The organism is Pseudoduganella umbonata (genome assembly GCF_014192225.1).
GTDB lineage: Bacteria > Pseudomonadota > Gammaproteobacteria > Burkholderiales > Burkholderiaceae_D > Rugamonas > Rugamonas umbonata.
Window position 1 is genome coordinate 29,702 of the sequence record NZ_JACHXS010000020.1, and the last position, 18,324, is coordinate 48,025.

The 18,324-nt window shown below is 66.2% G+C and carries 18 protein-coding genes and 1 tRNA gene; 12 read left to right on the plus strand and 7 right to left on the minus strand.

Translation table 11 applies throughout. The features are described from left to right. Positions 1-15: 15 nt before the first annotated feature. Both FHS02_RS30850 and FHS02_RS30855 read right to left on the minus strand, forming a co-directional pair. On the minus strand, positions 16-195 hold the full coding sequence (locus FHS02_RS30850) for a hypothetical protein (RefSeq protein WP_131144221.1): 180 nt from the start codon (positions 193-195) through the stop codon (positions 16-18). Positions 196-315: 120 nt separating this feature from the next. Beyond that, positions 316-984 carry a TetR/AcrR family transcriptional regulator gene (locus FHS02_RS30855; protein ID WP_229422708.1) on the minus strand — a complete coding sequence of 223 codons (669 nt, stop codon included), beginning with the start codon at positions 982-984 and terminating at the stop codon, positions 316-318. Positions 985-1,144: 160 nt separating this feature from the next. Between FHS02_RS30855 and FHS02_RS30860 the strand changes: the two genes are divergently transcribed. From FHS02_RS30860 to FHS02_RS30870, 3 genes are read left to right on the plus strand one after another with little or no spacing between them, the layout of a single operon-like run. Beyond that, entirely contained in the window at positions 1,145-2,314 is a 1,170-nt protein-coding gene (locus FHS02_RS30860; protein WP_137314391.1) for an HlyD family secretion protein, read from the plus strand. Positions 2,315-2,326: 12 nt separating this feature from the next. Next, entirely contained in the window at positions 2,327-3,946 is a 1,620-nt protein-coding gene (locus tag FHS02_RS30865; protein ID WP_137314390.1) for a DHA2 family efflux MFS transporter permease subunit, read from the plus strand. A 17-nt stretch (positions 3,947-3,963) separates the two neighbouring features. Further along, positions 3,964-5,454: an efflux transporter outer membrane subunit gene (locus FHS02_RS30870; protein WP_137314389.1), complete on the plus strand. Its 1,491-nt coding sequence runs from the start codon at positions 3,964-3,966 to the stop codon at positions 5,452-5,454. 3 nt (positions 5,455-5,457) lie between these two features. On the opposite strand, the gene FHS02_RS30875 is transcribed toward FHS02_RS30870, so the two are convergent. Beyond that, on the minus strand, positions 5,458-6,378 hold the full coding sequence (locus tag FHS02_RS30875; protein WP_137314388.1) for a LysR family transcriptional regulator: 921 nt from the start codon (positions 6,376-6,378) through the stop codon (positions 5,458-5,460). 116 nt (positions 6,379-6,494) lie between these two features. On the opposite strand from FHS02_RS30875, the gene FHS02_RS30880 reads away from it, so the two are divergent. Beyond that, positions 6,495-7,130, plus strand: coding sequence for a nitroreductase family protein (locus FHS02_RS30880; RefSeq protein ID WP_137314387.1), 636 nt, complete (start codon positions 6,495-6,497; stop codon positions 7,128-7,130). Positions 7,131-7,172: 42 nt separating this feature from the next. Here FHS02_RS30880 and FHS02_RS30885 read toward each other — a convergent pair whose 3' ends face one another. Beyond that, on the minus strand, positions 7,173-8,054 hold the full coding sequence (locus FHS02_RS30885) for a LysR family transcriptional regulator (RefSeq protein ID WP_137314386.1): 882 nt from the start codon (positions 8,052-8,054) through the stop codon (positions 7,173-7,175). A 96-nt stretch (positions 8,055-8,150) separates the two neighbouring features. On the opposite strand from FHS02_RS30885, the gene FHS02_RS30890 reads away from it, so the two are divergent. The 6 genes from FHS02_RS30890 (at position 8,151) to FHS02_RS30915 (ending at position 13,777) form a co-directional block, all read left to right on the plus strand. Further along, entirely contained in the window at positions 8,151-8,750 is a 600-nt protein-coding gene (locus tag FHS02_RS30890) for a short chain dehydrogenase (RefSeq protein WP_137314385.1), read from the plus strand. A 252-nt stretch (positions 8,751-9,002) separates the two neighbouring features. Further along, the gene (locus FHS02_RS30895; protein ID WP_137314384.1) at positions 9,003-9,701 is read left to right on the plus strand and encodes a hypothetical protein; all 699 of its coding nucleotides are present in this window, start codon (positions 9,003-9,005) and stop codon (positions 9,699-9,701) included. 100 nt (positions 9,702-9,801) lie between these two features. Continuing rightward, positions 9,802-10,716, plus strand: coding sequence for a BON domain-containing protein (locus tag FHS02_RS30900; RefSeq protein WP_137314383.1), 915 nt, complete (start codon positions 9,802-9,804; stop codon positions 10,714-10,716). Positions 10,717-10,887: 171 nt separating this feature from the next. Next, a complete protein-coding gene (locus tag FHS02_RS30905) occupies positions 10,888-11,841 on the plus strand; it encodes an alpha/beta hydrolase (protein ID WP_137314382.1) in 954 nt (317 codons plus the stop codon). A gap of 86 nt (positions 11,842-11,927) precedes the next feature. Continuing rightward, the gene (locus tag FHS02_RS30910; protein ID WP_137314381.1) at positions 11,928-12,788 is read left to right on the plus strand and encodes a PhzF family phenazine biosynthesis protein; all 861 of its coding nucleotides are present in this window, start codon (positions 11,928-11,930) and stop codon (positions 12,786-12,788) included. After that, the gene (locus FHS02_RS30915; protein ID WP_175424820.1) at positions 12,788-13,777 is read left to right on the plus strand and encodes a lysozyme inhibitor LprI family protein; all 990 of its coding nucleotides are present in this window, start codon (positions 12,788-12,790) and stop codon (positions 13,775-13,777) included. Before FHS02_RS30910 ends, FHS02_RS30915 begins: the two co-directional genes overlap by 1 nt. A gap of 16 nt (positions 13,778-13,793) precedes the next feature. Here the strand turns inward: FHS02_RS30915 and FHS02_RS30920 are convergent, their stop codons facing one another. Next, positions 13,794-14,123: a DMT family transporter gene (locus FHS02_RS30920; protein WP_137314379.1), complete on the minus strand. Its 330-nt coding sequence runs from the start codon at positions 14,121-14,123 to the stop codon at positions 13,794-13,796. A gap of 139 nt (positions 14,124-14,262) precedes the next feature. On the opposite strand from FHS02_RS30920, the gene FHS02_RS30925 reads away from it, so the two are divergent. Then, complete coding sequence (locus FHS02_RS30925) at positions 14,263-15,393, plus strand: L-dopachrome tautomerase-related protein (RefSeq protein WP_137314378.1); 1,131 nt, start codon at positions 14,263-14,265, stop codon at positions 15,391-15,393. A gap of 100 nt (positions 15,394-15,493) precedes the next feature. On the opposite strand, the gene FHS02_RS30930 is transcribed toward FHS02_RS30925, so the two are convergent. Further along, a complete protein-coding gene (locus tag FHS02_RS30930; protein WP_137314377.1) occupies positions 15,494-16,216 on the minus strand; it encodes a PEP-CTERM sorting domain-containing protein in 723 nt (240 codons plus the stop codon). 269 nt (positions 16,217-16,485) lie between these two features. Here FHS02_RS30930 and FHS02_RS30935 point away from each other — a divergent pair, with 269 nt between their 5' ends. Beyond that, a complete protein-coding gene (locus FHS02_RS30935; protein ID WP_137314376.1) occupies positions 16,486-17,679 on the plus strand; it encodes an acyltransferase family protein in 1,194 nt (397 codons plus the stop codon). Between the two features lie 399 nt (positions 17,680-18,078). Here FHS02_RS30935 and FHS02_RS30940 read toward each other — a convergent pair. Continuing rightward, positions 18,079-18,154: transfer RNA gene (locus FHS02_RS30940), tRNA-Lys, on the minus strand. Positions 18,155-18,324 lie beyond the last annotated feature (170 nt).

The window sequence follows — 18,324 nt, forward strand, 5'->3', positions numbered from 1 at the left end:
TGTTACTTGGAAATATCAGCTGGCGATGAAACGCGGCGGGATTTCCATGCCGGCGGAAGCCGCGTCGGCATACGCACGCAATTCATTGATCGCCAATTCAAGTTGTTCCTGGCTGGGATTGGCTTGGAAACCACGAATGCGTTCATTCAGCGCAGCGACTTTCTGCGTCCATTCCAGCCTGTCGAACTTGCTCATAGAGCCTCCCTGCAAAAATATATTCTTGAGGAAACTATTATCCCTCAGGGGTAGCACACCGTCAGTGCGGCAGCGCACAATTGCGCTGGTCACCAAGGATGAGTGACGGGCGCACCCCTGTCAAGCCTTCGCACCGTTGAGGAACAGGTCGACGCGCTGTTCGACCAGCGCCGTGTCCTGTTGCGGGGTACAGGCCGCCGGCGCGGCGAACAGGTAGCGCTTCAGGTGGTCCCCCATCAGGCAATTCATCAGGTGCACGACCAGCTGGTCGGCCGGAATGTCGCGCAGCTGCGCACGGATGTCCGGCCGGCTGAAGTAGCGCTCCAGCGCCAGGCGGGTTTGCCGCGGACCGGATTCGAAGAAAGCCTCGGCCATCTCCGGGTCGTGGTGCGCCTCGGCGATCACCATCCGGTACAGCTTGATCACGGCGCCGGACGACACCAGGTTGTGGAAGCGCGAGCCGAAGTCGAGCAGGACCTCGCGGATCGGCCGCTGGCTGGTCTCCAGGTCTTCCATCGTATCGAAATACACGCCGCGGCCGGAGGCCAGGATTTCACGGAACAGGCCGCTCTTGCCGCCGAACTTCACGTAGATCGTGCGCACCGCCACTCGGGCGCGGCGAGCGATCATTTCCAGGCTGACCTTCGAATAACCTTTTTCAAGGAACAGCTCGGCGGCGGCGCTCATCAGTTCCTGCGTGCGCGCTTCGGCGTCGCTGGCGCGCGGGCGCCCGGCACTTCGGGCCACGGCAGGGCAGGGGGAATCGGCAGTCACTTGCTCGTCAGACATGGGGCAGGGCATCTTCCAAAGAGGCGGGGAACGCCAAAGGCTATCAGAGGCCACCACTTTATTCCAGCTAGAAATGAAATGCAATCGTTTCATTTCTTGACTTCAGGCATTCGATGACCAATAATGCGCACAACCCATTTCATTTCTCGGAGCGTTTTCCATGTCCAACCAGGCAGAACAAAAAGTGCTGGGCACTACGGCGCCGGCCTCCGGCCAGGCTAACCCGCCCGCGGCCGCGCCGGCGAAGAAGCCGAACCCGCGCGTGCTGATCGTGGCCGGCCTGATCGCCGTGGCGGCCGTCGCCGGCGGCGGCCGCATGTGGTACCGCAGCGCGCATTTCGTGGAAACGGAAAATGCCTACGTGGCCGGCCACGTGCACCCGGTGTCGTCGCGCATTGCCGGCACGGTGACGAAGGTGCTGATCGACGATAACCAGTATGTGAAGGCAGGCGACGTGATCGCCGAACTCGATCCGTTCGACCAGCGCGTGAAGGTCGAGCAGATCCGCGCCCAGATCGCCAGCGCCGAGACGCAGGTGGTGCAGGCCGATGCCCAGGTGGCCCAGGTCAAGGCCCAGGCCAGCGCCAGCGCTGCCCAGGTCAAGCAGTCCGAGGCGCTGCTGGTGCGCGCGAACCAGGATGCCGAGCGCTACGGCCAGCTGTACACGAGCCAGATGAAGGCCGTCTCGAAGGCCGAGCTCGATGCCGCGAATGCCGGCCGCGCCAGCGCCAGCGCCGACGTGGCGGCCCGCAAGGACAGTGCCGCCGCTGCCAAGGCGCAGATCGCCGCGGCGTCGTCCGCGCGCGACGTGCTGAAGGCGCAGATCGGCGTGCTGAACGTGCAACTGAAGGAGGCCGAACAGCAGCTCTCCTACAACACCATCGTCGCGCCGGTCAGCGGCCGCGTCGGCAAGCGCAGCATCGAAGTGGGCCAGCGCGTATCGCCCGGCCAGCAACTGACGGCGCTGGTGCAGGACGACGTGTGGGTGACGGCGAACTTCAAGGAAACCCAGCTGGCCGACATGCACGTGGGCCAGGCGGTGCACATCAGCGTCGACGCGCTGCCGGGCAGGGAACTGACGGGCCGCGTGGACAGCTTCTCGCCCGCGTCCGGCAACCAGTTCGCGCTGCTGCCGGCCGATAACGCCACCGGCAACTTCACCAAGATCGTGCAGCGCGTGCCCGTCAAGATCACGCTCGACGACAAGGACCGCAAGGCGCTGGCCGGCCGCCTCGTGCCCGGCATGTCGGTGATTGCCGAAGTGGAAATCGGCGACAACGCGCAGCAGCATGCACAGGCCGCGTCGCCAGCCGGCACGCAAGTGCACTAACCGAAAGCTGCAATGAGCACGCAGACAAGCACGCAGGCGCCGGGTGGCGGCCTGCCCGGCGCACCGGCCTATGGCCAGGCCAGCGGCGCGGTATCCGGCCGCACCTGGATCGCGGTGGCCGCCGGCATGCTGGGCGCCTTCATGGCGGTGCTGGACATCCAGATCACCAACTCGTCGCTGAAAGACATCCTCGGCTCGCTGTCGGCCACGCAGGAAGAGGGCTCATGGATTTCCACCGCCTACCTGGTGGCCGAGATCATCGTCATTCCGCTGACGGCACTGCTGACGCGCGTGTTCTCGCTGCGCGGCTACATGCTGGGCACCACGGCGCTGTTCCTGGTGTTTTCCACGCTGTGCGGCTTCGCGTGGAACCTGGAGAGCATGATCGTCTTCCGCATGGCGCAGGGCTTTACCGGCGGCGCGCTGATCCCGATGGCGATGACGCTGGTGATGACCAAGCTGCCGCCGTCGAAACGGGCGGCCGGCATGGCGCTGTTCGGCCTGACGGCGACGCTGGCGCCGGCGATGGGGCCGACCCTGGGCGGCTACCTGTCCGAGCTGTATGGCTGGCCGTCGATCTTCTACATCAACTGGGTGCCGGGCGTGCTGCTGATGGCCGGCATCGCCTATGGCCTGGACAAGGAACGCTGGCACCTCGACCAGCTGTGGAACGCCGACTGGCTGGGCATCGCCTTCATGGCCATGGGCCTGGGCTGCCTGACGATTTTCCTGGAAGAAGGCAACAGCAAGGACTGGTTCGATTCCGCCTTCATCATCGCGTTCGCGGCGATGGCGCTGGTCGGCCTGCTGGGCTGGGTGGTCACCAGCGCGATGCGCGAGCAGCCGTTCGTCAACCTGGGCCTGTACGGCCAGCGCAACTTCCTGGTCGCCACCGTGCTGTCCGCGGTGATGGGCATGGGGCTGTACGGTTCCTCGTTCCTGCTGCCGCTGTTCCTCGGCCAGATCGCCGGCTACTCGCCGATGCAGATTGGCGAAGTGATCATGTGGGTCGGCCTGCCGCAGCTGTTCATCATGCCGTTCGCGGCCAAGCTGTCGGCAAAGGTCGACAACCGCATCCTGTGCTCGATCGGCCTGCTGCTGTTCGGCGGCTCGTGTCTGATGAACGCCTACATGGATGCGACGACGGGCTACGACCAGCTGATGCTGTCGCAGATCATCCGCGCGCTGGGCCAGCCGTTCGTGATGCTGACCCTGTCGAACTTCGCGATGAACGGCATCGCGCCGAAGGACATGCCGTCGGCATCGAGCCTGTTCAACATGACGCGCAACCTGGGCGGCTCGATCGGCATCGCCCTGCTGGCCACCGCGCTGTCGACGCGCGAACATTTCCACTCGGCGCGGCTGGGCGAATCGATTACCCGCTATTCGCTGGCCACGCAGCAGCGGCTCGACCAGATGACGCAGGCTTTCATCGGCCAGGGCTTCGACCCCGCCAACGCGGCCGACAAGGCGCTGAAGGCCGTCGACGGCATCGTGCGGCGCGAAGCCTACGTGATGGCCTACAACGACGGCTTCTTCATCGTCGGCGGCATCCTGCTGTCCTGCATCGCCATCCTGTGGCTGTCGGACCCGGTCAAATCGCCGTCCGGCGGCGGCGCCGGCGGTCATTGAATACAAGAGGTAACACCATGTTCATCAAGCAAAGCATCACCGTGGCGGTGGCATCCGCCGTCCTGTTCCTGTCCGGCTGCGCCACCGTCGGCAGCGACTTCACGGCGCCGGCCAACGTGGCCGATGCACACTTCCGCCATGCCCCGCAGGCCGGCGACGCAGCGGCAAGCATGCCGCAAGGCGTGGATGCCGCGGCAAGCCTGCCGCAGCAGTGGTGGAGCGTGTTCGGCGACGAGACGCTGAACCGGCTGGAGCGGCAGGCACTGGCCGACAGCCCGACCGTGAAGGCGGCCGCGCAGCGGCTGCTGCAGGCCGAGGCGCAACTGGGCGTCACCCGTGCCAGCGAACGGCCGCAGCTCAATGTCAGCGCGGGCGTGTCGAACACGCGCACGTCGGCCAATACGGCGCAGGGCATCGCGCTGGGCCGCCGCGCCGTGGCCGGCAATAACTACTCGATCGGCTCGTCGTTCTCGTACGAAATCGACTTGCTGGGCCGCGTGCGCCGCGCCGTGGAAGCAGCCGACGCGCAGGCGCTGGCCGCGCAGGCCGACCGCGACGGCGTGATGCTGCTGCTGACGTCGCAGGTCGCGACGACCTACTGGCAACTGCGCGGGCTCGATACGGAGATCGGCATCCTGCGCGGCGCGCTCGACACGCGCCGCGAGACCGAGCAACTGGTGAACGCGCGCTTCGATGCCGGCCTGTCCAATGAACTCGACACGTCGCGCGCGAAGATCGAACGGGCCAATGCCGAAGCCGACTTGGAAGAGGCCCAGCGCCAGCGCAACACGCTGGAACACGGCCTGGCAGTGCTGCTGGGCGCATCGCCGTCGGCGACGGTGGTGCCGCCCACCCCGGGTGCCAGCCTGCCGCAGCCGCCCGCGATTCCCGTCGGCCTGCCGGCCAGCCTGCTGGCGCAGCGCCCCGACCTGGCGCAAAGCGTGGCCACGCTGAAAGCGGCCAACGCCAATATCGGCGTGGCCGAAGGGGCGCTGTACCCGTCGCTGAGCCTGACCGGCAACTTCGGTTTCGCTTCCGAGAGCCTGTCCGAGATCGCCAGGGGCGGTTCGCGCCTGTTCAGCTTCGGCCCGCTGGCCCTGTCGCTGCCGGTGCTGGACGGCGGCCGCAACAAGGCCAACCTGGCCGCGGCGCAGGCGCGCTACGACGAAGCGGTGGCGAACCACCAGGACAGGCTGCTGACCGCCCTGCGCGAAGTGGAAGATGCGCTGTCGGACGTGCAGCAGCGGCAGCGGCAGGGCCAGGCCCAGGCGGTGTCGCGCGAAGCGGCGGAGCGCGCCTACCTGGTGGCGCGTGCCCGCTACGAACGCGGCCTGTCGACGTACCTGGACGTGACGGACGCGCAGCGCAGCGCGCTGGCCGCCGACCGCGCCGCCGCGCAGATCGACACGCAGCGGCTGCTGGCCGCCGTGTCCGTGGCCCGCGCGCTGGGGGCCGGCTGGCAGCCGGAAGGCAGGCTGGCCCAGCTGGCACAGGCGCCGCGGCAGTAACGATCAGCCGGTGTACGGCGTGGTTTGCTCGACCAGCAGGTCGATCAGGGCGCGCGCCGCAGGGGACAGCCCGCGGTGCGGCGCGTAGACCAGCGAGAAGGCGCGCGTGCGCCCGCCCAGCGCGGGCAGTACCTGCACCAGCTCGCCCGCGGCGATGCGTTCGGCGGCCATCAGCTGCGCGCAGATGGCCACGCCGAGGCCTTGCGCCGCCAGCGTGACGACACCCATCACGTCGTCCGACACGGTGATCGCCGGCGTGGGCAGCCAGTCGACATCCTTGCCGTCGACGCGCAGTTGCCACGGAATCACGCGGCCCGTGCTGGGGCGCACGAAGGCGATGCAGCGCTGGCGCTCCAGGTCGTCGAAGGTGTCGAGCCGGCCCGCATCTTGTACATAGGCAGGCGAGGCGACGAGGATCATCCGGCCTTCCTCCAGCTTGCGCGCGACCATGCTGCTGTCCGGCAGCGGGCCGGAGCGGATCGCCAGGTCGTAGCCTTCGGCAGCCATGTCGACGTTGCGGTTCGTGATGTTCAGTTCGACGTGCACGTGCGGATAGCGGCCGGCAAACACGGCCAGTATCGGTGCCAGCCGGCAGTGGGCATAGCTGGTGGGGACGCTGAGGCGCACTCGGCCGGTCAGTTCCTGGCGCCGCGTGCGGCCGCAGATCGCCTGTTCGGCTTTCTCGACCAGTGCAAAGGCCTGCCGGGTCTCCTCGACGTACTGGCGGCCCGCGTCGGTCAGGCTCTGGCTGCGCGTCGTGCGGCGCAGCAGCTGCGTATCCAGCCGGGACTCGAGCCGGGCGATGGCCCGGCTCAGAACCGATGGCGTAGTGCCCAGTACCACGGCGGCGTTGGTGAGCGAGCCTTCGTCGACGACGCGCAGCAATGCTTCCACGTCGGCCAGGTGGTCGAAACGGCGGGCCATTTTTGCCTTTCAAGAACAATCGATTTGTCGAAGGGCCAGTTTATCGGCGCTTCGGCGAAAAATACAATGTCTTTACTCCGCCAATTCGCTTGGCCAATCATCAAAAGGAACTACGCATGCCTTTACTGGAAAAACTGCAGTGGCGCTACGCCACCAAGAAAATGGATCCGAGCCGCCCCGTGGCAGCGGACAAGGTCGAACGCATCATCGAAGCGGCGCGCCTGGCACCGACCTCGAGTGGCCTGCAGCCTTATGAAATCCTGCTGGTGACGAATGCCGATGTGAAGAAGCGCATCGCCGAAGTGGCATGGAACCAGCAGCAGGTCGTCGACGGCTCGCACCTGCTGGTGTTCGCCGCATGGGACGACTACACGGCCGAGCGCATCAACCAGATGTTCGATTACACCAACGAAGTGCGCGGCTTCAGGAACGAAGGCTGGGAAGCCTACCGCCAGCAGTTGCTGGCTACCTATCCACAGCGTGGCGCCGACGTGAACTTCAGCCACACCGCGCGGCAGGCATTCCTGGGCCTGGGCGCGGCGCTGATCGCGGCCGCCTTCGAGGAAGTGGACAGCGTGCCGATGGAAGGCTTCGACCCGGCCGCCGTGGACGACATCCTGGGCCTGCACGCCCGTGGCCTGAAGAGCGTGGCGATGCTGCCGCTGGGCTATCGCGCCGATGCCGGCGACTGGCTGGTGGACCTGCCGAAAGTGCGCCGGCCGCGCGCGCAGTTCGTGACCGAAGTCGCTTAAAAAAACAGTGTAGAACACGGGCGGCCGCGGCCGGCGCGCCGTTCAGGGCCCGAAGCGCTCCAGCAGGAAATCGACGAACGTCGTCAGCTTCGGTGTCGCCCGCCGGTCGCGCGAATACACCAGGTGCATCGGGCGCGGCGCGGGCAGCCATTCCCGCAGCAGCGGGACGAGCCGGCCGGCGGCGATGTCGTCGGCCAAGATCAGTTCCGCCTGCATCACGATGCCGAAGCCGTTCAGCGCGGCCATCCGCAAGGCGGCCGTACTGTTGGCGCGGAAGCGTCCCGGCCGCACCAGGCGGCCATCCCGTTCTCCCTTCAGTTTCCACCGCGCCTGCGGCAGCCAGCCGGTGAATTCCAGGCATTCGTGGCGCGGCAAGTCTTCCGGCGTGCGCGGCGTGCCATGGTTTTCCAGGTACTCCGGCGACGCGCAGATCGCCATCCCGTAGGGCTTCAGCGGCCGTGCCACCAGCGTGGAATCGGGCAGCGGCCCGATGCGCACGGCGATATCGAAACCTTCTTCCACCAGGTCGACCGTGCGGTCGTTCAGGCTCAGGTCCACTGTCACGTCCGGATAGCGCGCCAGGTAGTCGGCGATCGCGGGGCTCAGCCACTGCGCGCCGAACGACACCGGTGCCGTGGCCTTGACAAGTCCGCGTGGTGCGGCGCGCATCGCTTCGGCCACCGATTCCGCCGCGCCGACCTGCGCCAGGATCGCGCGGCATTGCTCGGCGTAGCGGCGGCCGATTTCCGTCAGCGCCTGGCGGCGCGTGGTGCGCGTCAGCAGGGCCGCGCCCAGCATCTGTTCGAGCGCCCGGATGTGCTTGCCAACCATCACCGCCGACATCGCACAACGGTGGGCGGCGCCGGCAAAGCTGCCGGCATCGACGGCGGCAATGAACACTTCCATGCTGCGCAGCTTGTCCATTGCGAATCCAGGGTTTGTAATGTCCGTCATGCTAGCGCATTTATTATTCCTATGACGCAGAACATACTGGCCGCTCACCTACTATCAGGAGCGGACATGAAAATCATCGTCATCGGTGCGGCGGGCACCATCGGCAAAGCCGTCGTCGAAAGGCTGGGACAGCGGCACGACATCATTACCGCAGGACGCGGCAGCGGCCAGGAGCAGGTGGCCATCGAGGATTACGCCAGCGTGCAGGCGCTGTTCGCCCGCACGGGGCCCGTGGATGGCGTGGTGGTGGCGGCCGGCGCACTGCACCTGGGACCCTTTGCGGAAATGACGCCCGAGCAGTTCCGAATCGGCCTGGATAGCAAGCTGATGGGGCAGGTGCACGTGGCGCTGGCCGCGCAGCATGCACTCAGCGATGGCGGTTCGATCACGCTGACCTCCGGCATTGACGCCTATCACGCGATCCGGCACGGCGCCAACGCCATGGCCGTCAATCTCGGGCTGGAGGGCTTCGTCGCCGGTGCCGCGCTGGACCTGAAGCGGGGCGTGCGCATCAACCTCGTGGCGCCGACGGTGCTGACCGAATCGGTGCCGCTGTACGGGCACCTGTTCCCCGGCTTCGAGTCCGCCGACGGCCGGCGCGTCGCGCTGGCCTACGAGCGCAGCGTCGACGGCCCGGAAACAGGCAAGGTCTACCGCGTCTACTGACGATCCCGGGATGGCGTGTTGCCTGTAGCCTACACGCCATTTGCGATGCCGCAAATCGGCTTTACTCGGGGAAATTACTGGCCCGTTCCCATGTAACTTCATCGTGTTTCTTCTCGTAAATTCCTGCAACGGTCCTTAACGTTGCTGCAAAGTTGTAAATTACGGCAAGAAAATAATTTGTAACAGCGATCGGTTGCCCGTAACAAATTGCCTTGCGGCATGTATAGTAATTCTTCCCGATGGAGTACTTTCATGCCGACGCTTTTTCGCCTTCTCGCCCTTGCCCCCGCACTGCTGACCTCCGCCAGTACCTTTGCCGCCCAGCTCACCGCGCTGGAAACCCGCTGGCTTGCCGCGGCCGCGCCCGTGCTGGACTATGCGAAAACGCTGCGGCTGCCGATCGACATCATCGTGCAGCCGAAGGCCGGCCCGAACGACGTGCCGCTGGCGATGGGGTTTGCCGACGGCCGTTGCAAGCTGGTGCTGTCGATGCGTGGCAACCCGCATGCGGAAACGATACTGGCCAGCGTGGCCGATGCGCGGCGCGACGTGCTGATCGAAGCGATGGCGGCGCATGAGGTCGGCCATTGCTGGCGCTACGCGCAAGGCAGCTGGCATGCGCTGCCGGCCGGGTTCACCGAAGTGGGGCAGGAAGTGGCCGACAATCCCGCCTTGCTGGAGTTGTCGAAACAGATGCGCGAAACGCGCCGCGAGGAAGGATTCTCGGACCTGGTGGCGCTGGCGTGGACACAGCGGCGCCACCCCGACCAGTATGGCCACGTCTACAACTGGATGCGCAAGGTGCGCGACGACCAGCCGACCGCGCACGGCTCGCACGATACCCGCGCATGGCTGCACCTGGCTCCGCACGGCGGCGTGTTCGCCGCCGGTGCCGGGCCGTTCGAACAGGCCACTGCCTTGTGGAGCAAGGGATTGCTCACCCACGAGTAACAAATAGACAACAAATTCCGGTCTGTGTACGGCCGCGCACAGAAGGAAAAGTTGCGGTAGCGTTTAATGGTCCCTGCCAACCATCCTAAGGGGACTTATCATGAAAAAAGCCGCATTCATCACGCTGGCCCTGGTCAGCGCATTTGCCACCGCCCAGACCGCGAACAACTCGGCCTACAAGGCGGCACACGACAAGGCCGAAACCAACTACAAGGCCGCCAAGGAACGCTGCGACAAGCTTAAGGATAATGCCCAGGACGTGTGCGAGGAAGAAGCCAAGGTCGCGCAGGCCCAGGCCGAACGCGATGCCGTGGCCAAGCACAAGAACACCGGCAACGAACTGCAGCGCGCCGAGCGCAAGCTGGCCGAGGCCAAGTTTGAACTGGCCCAGGAAAAATGCGACGACCTGACCGGCGACGCCAAGGATTCCTGCCAGGCCCAGGCCCGTTCGATGAAAGCCAACATGACCGCATCGACGGCCGGCGATGGCCGCACCGCCGTGCTGGTCGATAACGGTACCGGTGCCGCCGTGGCAGGCACTGGCGCCGCCGTGGCCGGCACTGGCGCCGCCGTAGCGGGCACCGCCGCCGACGTGCGCGACCGCACCGCTGCCGCCGCCGAGCGCGCGGGCGACCGCACCGCCGCCGCCGTGGACCGTGCCGGCGACCGTACCGCCGCCGCCACCGCGAATGTCCGTGAAAAAGCGTCCGACCTGGCCGAGAACGCCAAGGAAAAAACCTCCGACATGGCACAAACGGCCCGCGAAAAGACCGCTGGCGCCACCGGCACCGCCCAGGCTGCGATGTCCGACACGATGATCACCGCGAAGGTGAAGGCCGACATGGCTGCCGACAAGACCGTGAAGGCGATGGATGTGCACGTGGAAACCCAGAAGGGCGTGGTGATGCTGAGCGGCTTCGTGCCGTCGAAAGCGGAGGCCGAACGTGCCGTCGAACTGGCCAAGGGCGTGCAGGGCGTGACGGACGTGAAGAGCTCCATCCAGGTCAAGAAATAAGCATCGGCGATTACAGCATCTCCGGTCTGGCCCGCTTCGCGCGGGCCTTTTTTTTGCGTGCCGCGCCGGGCGGAGCGCACTGCGTGATACCTGCTATCGCAATTGACGGCTTTGCAGCCAGCCGGAACCTGCCTAAGCTCATTGGTCATTCCAACAACGACGGAGACCCCAATGAAGCTGGCACTGATTGCCACCCTGGCCGGCAGCCTGCTGCTGGCCGCCCCTGCCATCGCGCAGGACGGCGCCCCGAAGAAGCCCATGACCATGCGGGACATGACGGCGCACCTGGCCGCCAATCCGCCCAGGCCCATCAGCCCTGCCAGCGAAAGTTCGATCCCGCTGTCGTCCGCCGGATCGGCCGGCACCGAAGTGTGGGTGGAAATGTTCGGCCACCGCGTGGTGCGCAACGTGACGCAGCCGGCCCTGTATCCGGTGCGCCCCGCACCGGGCAAGGCGAATGGCGCGGCAGTCATCATCGCCCCGGGTGGTGCCTTCCTGAGTCTGGCATTCGACAACGAAGGCCTGATGGTGGCGAACTATCTCGCCGAACAGGGCGTGACGAGCTTCGTGCTCAAATACCGGCTCGACACGACACCGGCGGACAGCGGCCAGTTCCTCAAGGTGGTGGGTGAACGCATGCGCGGCGCCGATCCGCGCAGGACGCATCGGGATGCCGCCGAGAGCCGCGCGATCCCGCTGGCGCAGGAGGACGGCCTGGCCGCGGTGCGCTGGGTGCGCGCCCATGCCGGCGACTATGGCATCGATCCCGCCAGGATCGGCATCATGGGCTTTTCCGCCGGCGGCATGACGGCCATGAATGTCGCCACCGCCTACGATGCGGCCAGCCGGCCCGATTTCGTCGGTGTGATCTACGGTGCTTCGCCGCAGCGGGCCGTGCCGAAGGATGCGCCGCCCGTGTTCGTCGCGGTTGCCGCCGACGATGGCATCATGGCGTATGCGAGCGTGCCGATCTTCGAGGCGTGGCGTGCGGCCGGCCGGTCCGCCGAACTGCATGTCTACTCCGCCGGGGAGCATGGCTTCAGCATGCGCAATGTGGGTACCAGCGCCGATCACTGGAACGAGCACTTCGTGCAATGGCTGAAAAGCAGGAAGATCGTTCCCTGACGGCGTCCGGAGCGGCCACGACGCCGCGGGCCGGGGCCTGTCGTGTGGTCATGGCCGGGCTATACTGGTCATCGGGAGGATGACCAATGATCGATGGAGTAAAACGGGTGGCGGCGTTCTGCGCCGGTGATGCGGGCAGCAGCTTCGGCGGCAATCCCGCGGGTGTGTGGACCGGTGCGGCGCTGCCGCCGGAGGAGACGATGCGGCAGGTCGCCGCCGAAGTCGGCTATTCGGAGACGGTGTTCGCGGCGCGCGACCAACCTGACGGGCACTGGCGGGTACGCTACTTCTCGCCCGAATCGGAGGTGCCGTTCTGCGGCCACGCGACGATCGCGCTGGGCGCCGTGCTGGCGCTCGAACACGGCGCCGGCACGTTCGCGCTGCAGACCAATCACGCCCGCGTGACGGTCGAAGGCAATGCCGAAGGCGGCACGATTACCGCCAGCCTCGTATCGCCTGCCGCTACCGGCACAGCGGCCCCGCAGGCGATCGTCGACGAGGCGCTGGCATTGTTCGGCTACACCCGCGCCGATCTCGATGAACGCATTCCGGCGGCGCTGGCCAACGGCGGTGCCGGCCACCTGATCCTCGCGTTGCGTTCGCGCGCGGCGCTGGCGGCGATGCGCTACGACCTCGCCGCCGGCCGCACGCTGATGCGGCGCGAAGGCTGGGCCACGATCGCACTGGTGCATGCCGAAACCCCGCAGTATTTTCATGCGCGCAACCCATTCGCCTCCGGCGGTGTCTACGAAGACCCGGCGACGGGCGCCGCCGCCGCCGCGCTGGCCGGCTACCTGCGCGACAGTGGCTGGCCGGAAACGGCGATCGACATCGTGCAGGGAGAAAACATGGGCGTGCCGTGCCGACTGCAGGCACGGGCGTTGCCGGGGCACGGGGCGCCGGTCCGCGTCGCCGGCCTGGCGCGGCTGATCGGAGAAGGTGCGTGATGCGGCCAGCGTTCCTGGCAGGCATCCTGCTGGCGGCCAGCGCGGCGGCCAGCGCGGCGGCCAGCGCGGCGGCCAGCGCGGCGGCCAGCGCGGCGGCCAGCGCGGCACCGGCCGCCTGTCCCTTGCCGGATGCCGAGCTTCCGTCCATCTTCGACGGCCACGAAGGCTGCAACCCGCTTGGCAAGTATTACGGTGCGCTGCAAGCTGCCAGGCCTGACTGGCAGGCGGTGCATCGCTGCGCGGTCAAGGACCGCAACGATGCCGTGCTGATGATGCTGTACGCGAACGGCTACGGCGTGCCGCGCGACGTCGACCGCGCGATCGGCCACGCCTGCCGGGTCGACAGCGCGCCCGCGGAACTGGAAGGCCGGCTCGAGCATCTGCAGCGGATGAAGGGCGGCCAGGAAAGGAAACGCTTCGACCTGTGCGACGACATCACCAGCGGCATGATGATGGGCTTTTGCGCAAACATCGCCGAGGATGCCGCCGGCGCGCGGCGCAACGAGGCGCTGGCAAGGCTGGGCGCAGCATTCCCGGCTGCACAGCAGGCCCGCTACGCGGCGCTGCGCAAGGCCACCGATGCGTTCGCGCAAAGCGTGGGCGGGAACGAGACGGATCTTTCCGGTACCGCGCGCGGCGCAATGTCGATCGGTGCCACGGCCGCCGTGCAGGATGAGCTGCTGGCCGACCTGCGCGCGGCGGAGCAGGGCAAGCTACCCCCGGGTACCGGCGCGGGCTTCGCCGCTGCCGACAAGGCCCTCAACGATGCTTATCGCAAGGTAATGGCACTGCCCGCCGACAGCGAAGGCAGGGTGGCCCACACCACGGTGACGAAGGCGGATATCCGTACCACGCAACGGGCCTGGATCACCTACCGCGATGCCTGGAGCGCATTCGCCCAGGCCCGCTATCCGGGAGTGCCGGCCGATGCCTGGAAGACCCGCCTGACCGAACGCCGCACGGCGCAGCTGCGCACCTGGCTGCAGTAGGACGGACGACGGCGTATCAGTGCGCCGTCGCCTTGGAAAACAGCTGCATGACCAGCACGCCGGCCACGATCAGGCCGATGCCGACCAGCGCCGGCAGGTCGAGCCGCTGGCGGAACATGAAGTAGCCCACCAGCGTGATCAGCACGATGCCGGCGCCGGACCAGATTGCGTAGACCACGCCCATCGGGATCGTGCGCAGCGTCAGCGACAGCATGTAGAACGCGATCCCGTAACCGATGACCACCAGCGTCGCCGGAACCGGCCGCGTAAAACCTTCGGACGCCTTCAGCGCGGAGGTGGCGATCACTTCGGCCACGATGGCGATTGCCAGGTACAGCCAGTTCATGGGGGCTCCTTGTTTGCGAAAGCGGCACTGTACACCCTGTTCCGCTACCTTGCCGCAACATGCATCGTGTATGTCATCATCGCGCGCATCCGTATGCCACCGCATGCCTCCGATCGATCACATTCAGAAAGGAAATCCGATGTCATCCCGCGTGCTTGCTTCCTTCCTCGTGCTGGCCCTGGCCGGCACTGCCGCACCTGCCATTGCGCAGAGCTTTCCGTTCTTGAAAGGCGTCAGCCTGGAAAAGGTGGCGGACTTCGATCACCAGGTCACCGGCGTGACCGTGGCGGAGGACGGCCGCACCTTCGTCAACTTCCCGCGCTGGACGGAGGATTCGCCGGTGTCGGTGGCCGAGGTGAAGGACGGTGCCGTGGTGCCGTTCCCGAACGAGCAGTGGAATGCCTGGCGCAATGCCCGCAAGGATGAGCTGTCGCCCGGCGAGCACTGGGTATGCGTGCAAAGCGTGGTGGCCGACAAGCAGGGCAATGTGTGGGTGCTGGATCCTGCCGCGCCGGCGCAGGGGCCGATCGTGCCGGGCGGGCCGAAGCTGGTGCGGGTCAGCCTGGCGTCGAACGCGGTGCTGCAGAACATCCGTTTCGACGAGAGCGTGGCCACGCAGGGCTCGTACCTGAACGACGTGCGCTTCTCGCCGGATGGAAAATGGGCCTACATTACCGATTCCGGCGTGCGCGGCGCGATCGTGCTGGTGGACCTGGGCACGGGCGAGGCCAGGCGTCTGCTGGACGGCGATCCGTCCACGCAGCCGAAGAAGGGGCTGGTCGTGACGGCGGACGGCAAGCCGCTGCGCCGGCCCGATGGCAAGGGCATCGAGTTCGCCGCCGACGGCATTGCCCTGTCGCCCGATGGCCAGTACCTTTACTGGCAGGCGATCAAGGGCGACACGCTGTACCGCATCGCCACCCGCGTGCTGGCCGAGGAAGGCTGGCGTGGTGACGATATCGGCGGCAAGGTGGAAACCGTGGGCCGCAACGGCGTGGCGGACGGCTTGCTGATCGACCGCGGCGGCAGGCATATGTACATCACCTCGCCGGAGGACGATTCGGTCAAGGTGCGCAGCCTGCTGGCTCCCGGTACCGAACCGCGCGTGCTGATCCGCGACCCGCGGCTGCGCTGGCCGGATACGTTCAGCCAGGGACCGGACGGCACCGTGTATGTGACGACGTCGCGCATCCAGGATTCCGCGTTCTTCAAGCCCGGCGCGCCGATCGCGTTGCCGACCTCGCTGTGGCGGCTGAAGAGCGGCCGGTAAGAGGCCTTCACGGCGCCGCGCCGCCGCGACAATAAAAAAGCCAACCGATGCGGTTGGCTTTTTTGTCGTGTACGGCGCCGTGCCTTGGGCCTGGTGTGGCTCATGAACGCCCGGCGCGGCGCAGCCGCCAGCCCAGGCCGGCAAGACCCAGCGTGAGCAGTGCTACCTGCGATGGTTCCGGTACCGGGCTGACGCCGGCATAGGCGCCGGCTGCGTAGCCGAGCTCGCCTTCGAGCGCCGCGTTGGCGCTCGAGAACGTCACGGACAGCAGGCCTTGCTGGGTGTCGCCGAGGTAGCTGACCACGAAGTCTTCGGTCTGCGTCGGATCGCCCGTGACTGGATCGTACGTGATGCCGAACAGCGTGCTGTAACTCGTTCCCCCGTATTGCCCGCTGCTGCCGACGCCGCCCATGGCGCTGCCGTCCGCATACAGCACCACTTGCGTATTCGCCGTCAGCGCAAACGAATGGCCGATGGCGATGGTGCTGAAGAGCTCACCCTCGGTGCCGCTGAATTGTGCCGACACATCGGCCGTGCCGTTCGCCAGCGTGCCCGTCGAGCTGCCGGCGCCGACCGTGGCCGTCACGGTGCCGTCTTCCGTCAGGAAATCGAAGGGGTCTGGCATGCCGCTGCCGTTGTAGTAGCCGGCACTCAGCACTTTGCCGCCTTCGTCCAGCGTCAGTGCGGCGGTGATCCCGTCGTTCAGGTCGAGATCGATCACCTCGAAACGGAAATTGCTGATCTGCGCGCTGGAGGTGACATCGGCCAGGGCGGTCAGCGGCAGGGACAGCGCGAGTGCGGCGGCGATAACGGACAGTTTCACGATAGCTCCGGAAATGTTGAGGAAAGGTCATCATCTTAGCCGGGCGGTGATTTTACTTTTAAGTTATTTATAAGTTGATTTGTCGGAAAAATGCATCTTCGCCGGCTCGCGGGCGGTCGCTTCCGTGCTGTGCCAGGGCTGGGGCGTCGGCCAAAGTCTTTTGATGCGCCACGGATGGGCTAACTCGGCTATCCTCCCGTCCTTTATCAAATCGTCACGGTTGTTCGGACCGGCGAGCTGTGTAAGGGAAGTGGATGCAAGGGAAGTGGATGAAGTTGGCAGACAAGCCGGCCGGCGCGCCGGCAAGCAGGGGGAATGATGCGTTGCCTGGTGCTGGTGGGACAGGGAAGCCCGGGGCAGCGCCGGAATTTGCACTGATCAATTTGCTGAAGGCCGTGGCCGCGCAATTGATCGTGCTGCATCACCTGGCGTTCTATGGCCCGATGGCCGATCACGCGCGCCCCCTGTTGCCCGAGGTGATGGACTGGCTGGGCGATACGGCACGCATCGCCGTGCAGGTATTCCTCGTGATCGGCGGCTTCCTTGCCGCGAAGTCGCTGAGCCCGGACGGGCAGGGCGGGCTGGTCGATCCGCGCGCGGCCTTGTGGCGGCGCTATGTGAAGCTGGCGCCGCCATTCCTGGCCGCCACGCTGCTGGCGGCCGTCGCTACCGCATGGGCCGCGGCCTGGATGGTGCATGACTCGATCTCCGCGCCCGCCACGTTCGCGCAGTTGTGCGCCCATGCGGTATTGCTGCACGGGGTGCTGGAGTATGAGTCGCTGTCGGCGGGCGCGTGGTATGTCGCGATCGATTTCCAGCTGTACGCGGCGCTGGTCCTGATGCTGTGGCTGGCGGGCCGGGTGGCGGACCGGCGACCGCTGCCGTGGCTGGTGCCGTGCGCTGTTGCGGCAGGCATCGCGGTGTCGCTGTTCTACTTCAATCTCGATGCCGGCTGGGACGACTGGGCCCCTTATTTCTTCGGCAGCTATGGCCTGGGGGCGATGGCCTGGTGGGCCGGCGACCGCCGGCGCAGTGGCCGCGCCGTGGCCCTGCTGGTGGCACTTGCCGTGCTGCCGGTGCTTGCCGCGCTGGTGCTTGAATTCCGCGGCCGGATCGCACTGGCGCTGGCGGTTGCCTGCGTGCTGTTCCTGTTCGGACGCGTGCGGACGCTGCCGAGCGGCCTGGCGACGTCGGCTGTAAGCGGGCTGGGGCGCATTTCGTATGCGATCTTCCTCGTGCATTTCCCTGTGTGCCTGGTCGTCAACGCGGCGTTCACGCGTTTCGTGCCGGCCGAGCCGCTCTGGCAGCTGGCCGGTGTGCTGTGCGCATGGGCCGCGAGCCTCGCGGTGGGCGCCATGTTCTACCGGTGGGTGGAAGTGCCGCTGGGCCGCATGGTGCGTGCCGCGACGACGCGGATCGCCGCGCCCGTGTGGACGGGAGAAAAAGTCACGCTGCGGTCGTGACGAATGGGCGGTGTAAAAAGGCGCTGCCCGCGTCGGACAGCGCCAAAAAAAAGGCCAACTGCGCAGGTTGGCCAAAGTAGGGAGGGTAGTGCTGTGCTGCTCAGGGCTTACTTCAATTTGCGCAGTTGCGGATGCCCGTTCGTGCTTGCGCGGTGAAACGCTCCGATGCGCAAGCCGGTAAATGGGGCGATGTCATGAATCGATCCGACAACATTGAATGACCGCCATCGTAGCTGAGCTCGGTATCTATTTTTGAGGGATTGTTAAGCGAAATTGTCATGAATGTATGACAGCGCTCAGTACAGCCAATTGCACGACATGTTCACGCAGGGCTGTATTCGCATGCGCGCTGAAAACAAAAAAGCCAACCGCGAACGGTTGGCTTCTCTGATCTATTCGTGGTAGGCCGTGCGGGATTCGAACCTGCGACCAACGGATTAAAAGTCCGCTGCTCTACCAGCTGAGCTAACGACCCGAAAGAGGCCGTATTATATACGCGTCATTGCGCTCTGCCAAGTGCTGCGCTTTTAAAAGGCGCTGTTCGCTTTAACTGAGGGAACTTCTCCCCGGAACTGCTGTCTGATCTCCTGTTGAGATACTTCATGTATATCAGGAGGCCGTATGGGTGCAGCAGAGCTCGGCGCC

Coding starts and splice junctions, on each gene's coding strand:
- FHS02_RS30850 (WP_131144221.1), bottom strand. CDS start 195: ATGAGCAAGTTCGACAGGCTGGAATGGACGCAGAAAGTCGCTGCGCTG.
- FHS02_RS30855 (WP_229422708.1), bottom strand. CDS start 984: ATGTCTGACGAGCAAGTGACTGCCGATTCCCCCTGCCCTGCCGTGGCC.
- FHS02_RS30860 (WP_137314391.1), top strand. CDS start 1,145: ATGTCCAACCAGGCAGAACAAAAAGTGCTGGGCACTACGGCGCCGGCC.
- FHS02_RS30865 (WP_137314390.1), top strand. CDS start 2,327: ATGAGCACGCAGACAAGCACGCAGGCGCCGGGTGGCGGCCTGCCCGGC.
- FHS02_RS30870 (WP_137314389.1), top strand. CDS start 3,964: ATGTTCATCAAGCAAAGCATCACCGTGGCGGTGGCATCCGCCGTCCTG.
- FHS02_RS30875 (WP_137314388.1), bottom strand. CDS start 6,378: ATGGCCCGCCGTTTCGACCACCTGGCCGACGTGGAAGCATTGCTGCGC.
- FHS02_RS30880 (WP_137314387.1), top strand. CDS start 6,495: ATGCCTTTACTGGAAAAACTGCAGTGGCGCTACGCCACCAAGAAAATG.
- FHS02_RS30885 (WP_137314386.1), bottom strand. CDS start 8,054: ATGGACAAGCTGCGCAGCATGGAAGTGTTCATTGCCGCCGTCGATGCC.
- FHS02_RS30890 (WP_137314385.1), top strand. CDS start 8,151: ATGAAAATCATCGTCATCGGTGCGGCGGGCACCATCGGCAAAGCCGTC.
- FHS02_RS30895 (WP_137314384.1), top strand. CDS start 9,003: ATGCCGACGCTTTTTCGCCTTCTCGCCCTTGCCCCCGCACTGCTGACC.
- FHS02_RS30900 (WP_137314383.1), top strand. CDS start 9,802: ATGAAAAAAGCCGCATTCATCACGCTGGCCCTGGTCAGCGCATTTGCC.
- FHS02_RS30905 (WP_137314382.1), top strand. CDS start 10,888: ATGAAGCTGGCACTGATTGCCACCCTGGCCGGCAGCCTGCTGCTGGCC.
- FHS02_RS30910 (WP_137314381.1), top strand. CDS start 11,928: ATGATCGATGGAGTAAAACGGGTGGCGGCGTTCTGCGCCGGTGATGCG.
- FHS02_RS30915 (WP_175424820.1), top strand. CDS start 12,788: ATGCGGCCAGCGTTCCTGGCAGGCATCCTGCTGGCGGCCAGCGCGGCG.
- FHS02_RS30920 (WP_137314379.1), bottom strand. CDS start 14,123: ATGAACTGGCTGTACCTGGCAATCGCCATCGTGGCCGAAGTGATCGCC.
- FHS02_RS30925 (WP_137314378.1), top strand. CDS start 14,263: ATGTCATCCCGCGTGCTTGCTTCCTTCCTCGTGCTGGCCCTGGCCGGC.
- FHS02_RS30935 (WP_137314376.1), top strand. CDS start 16,486: ATGAAGTTGGCAGACAAGCCGGCCGGCGCGCCGGCAAGCAGGGGGAAT.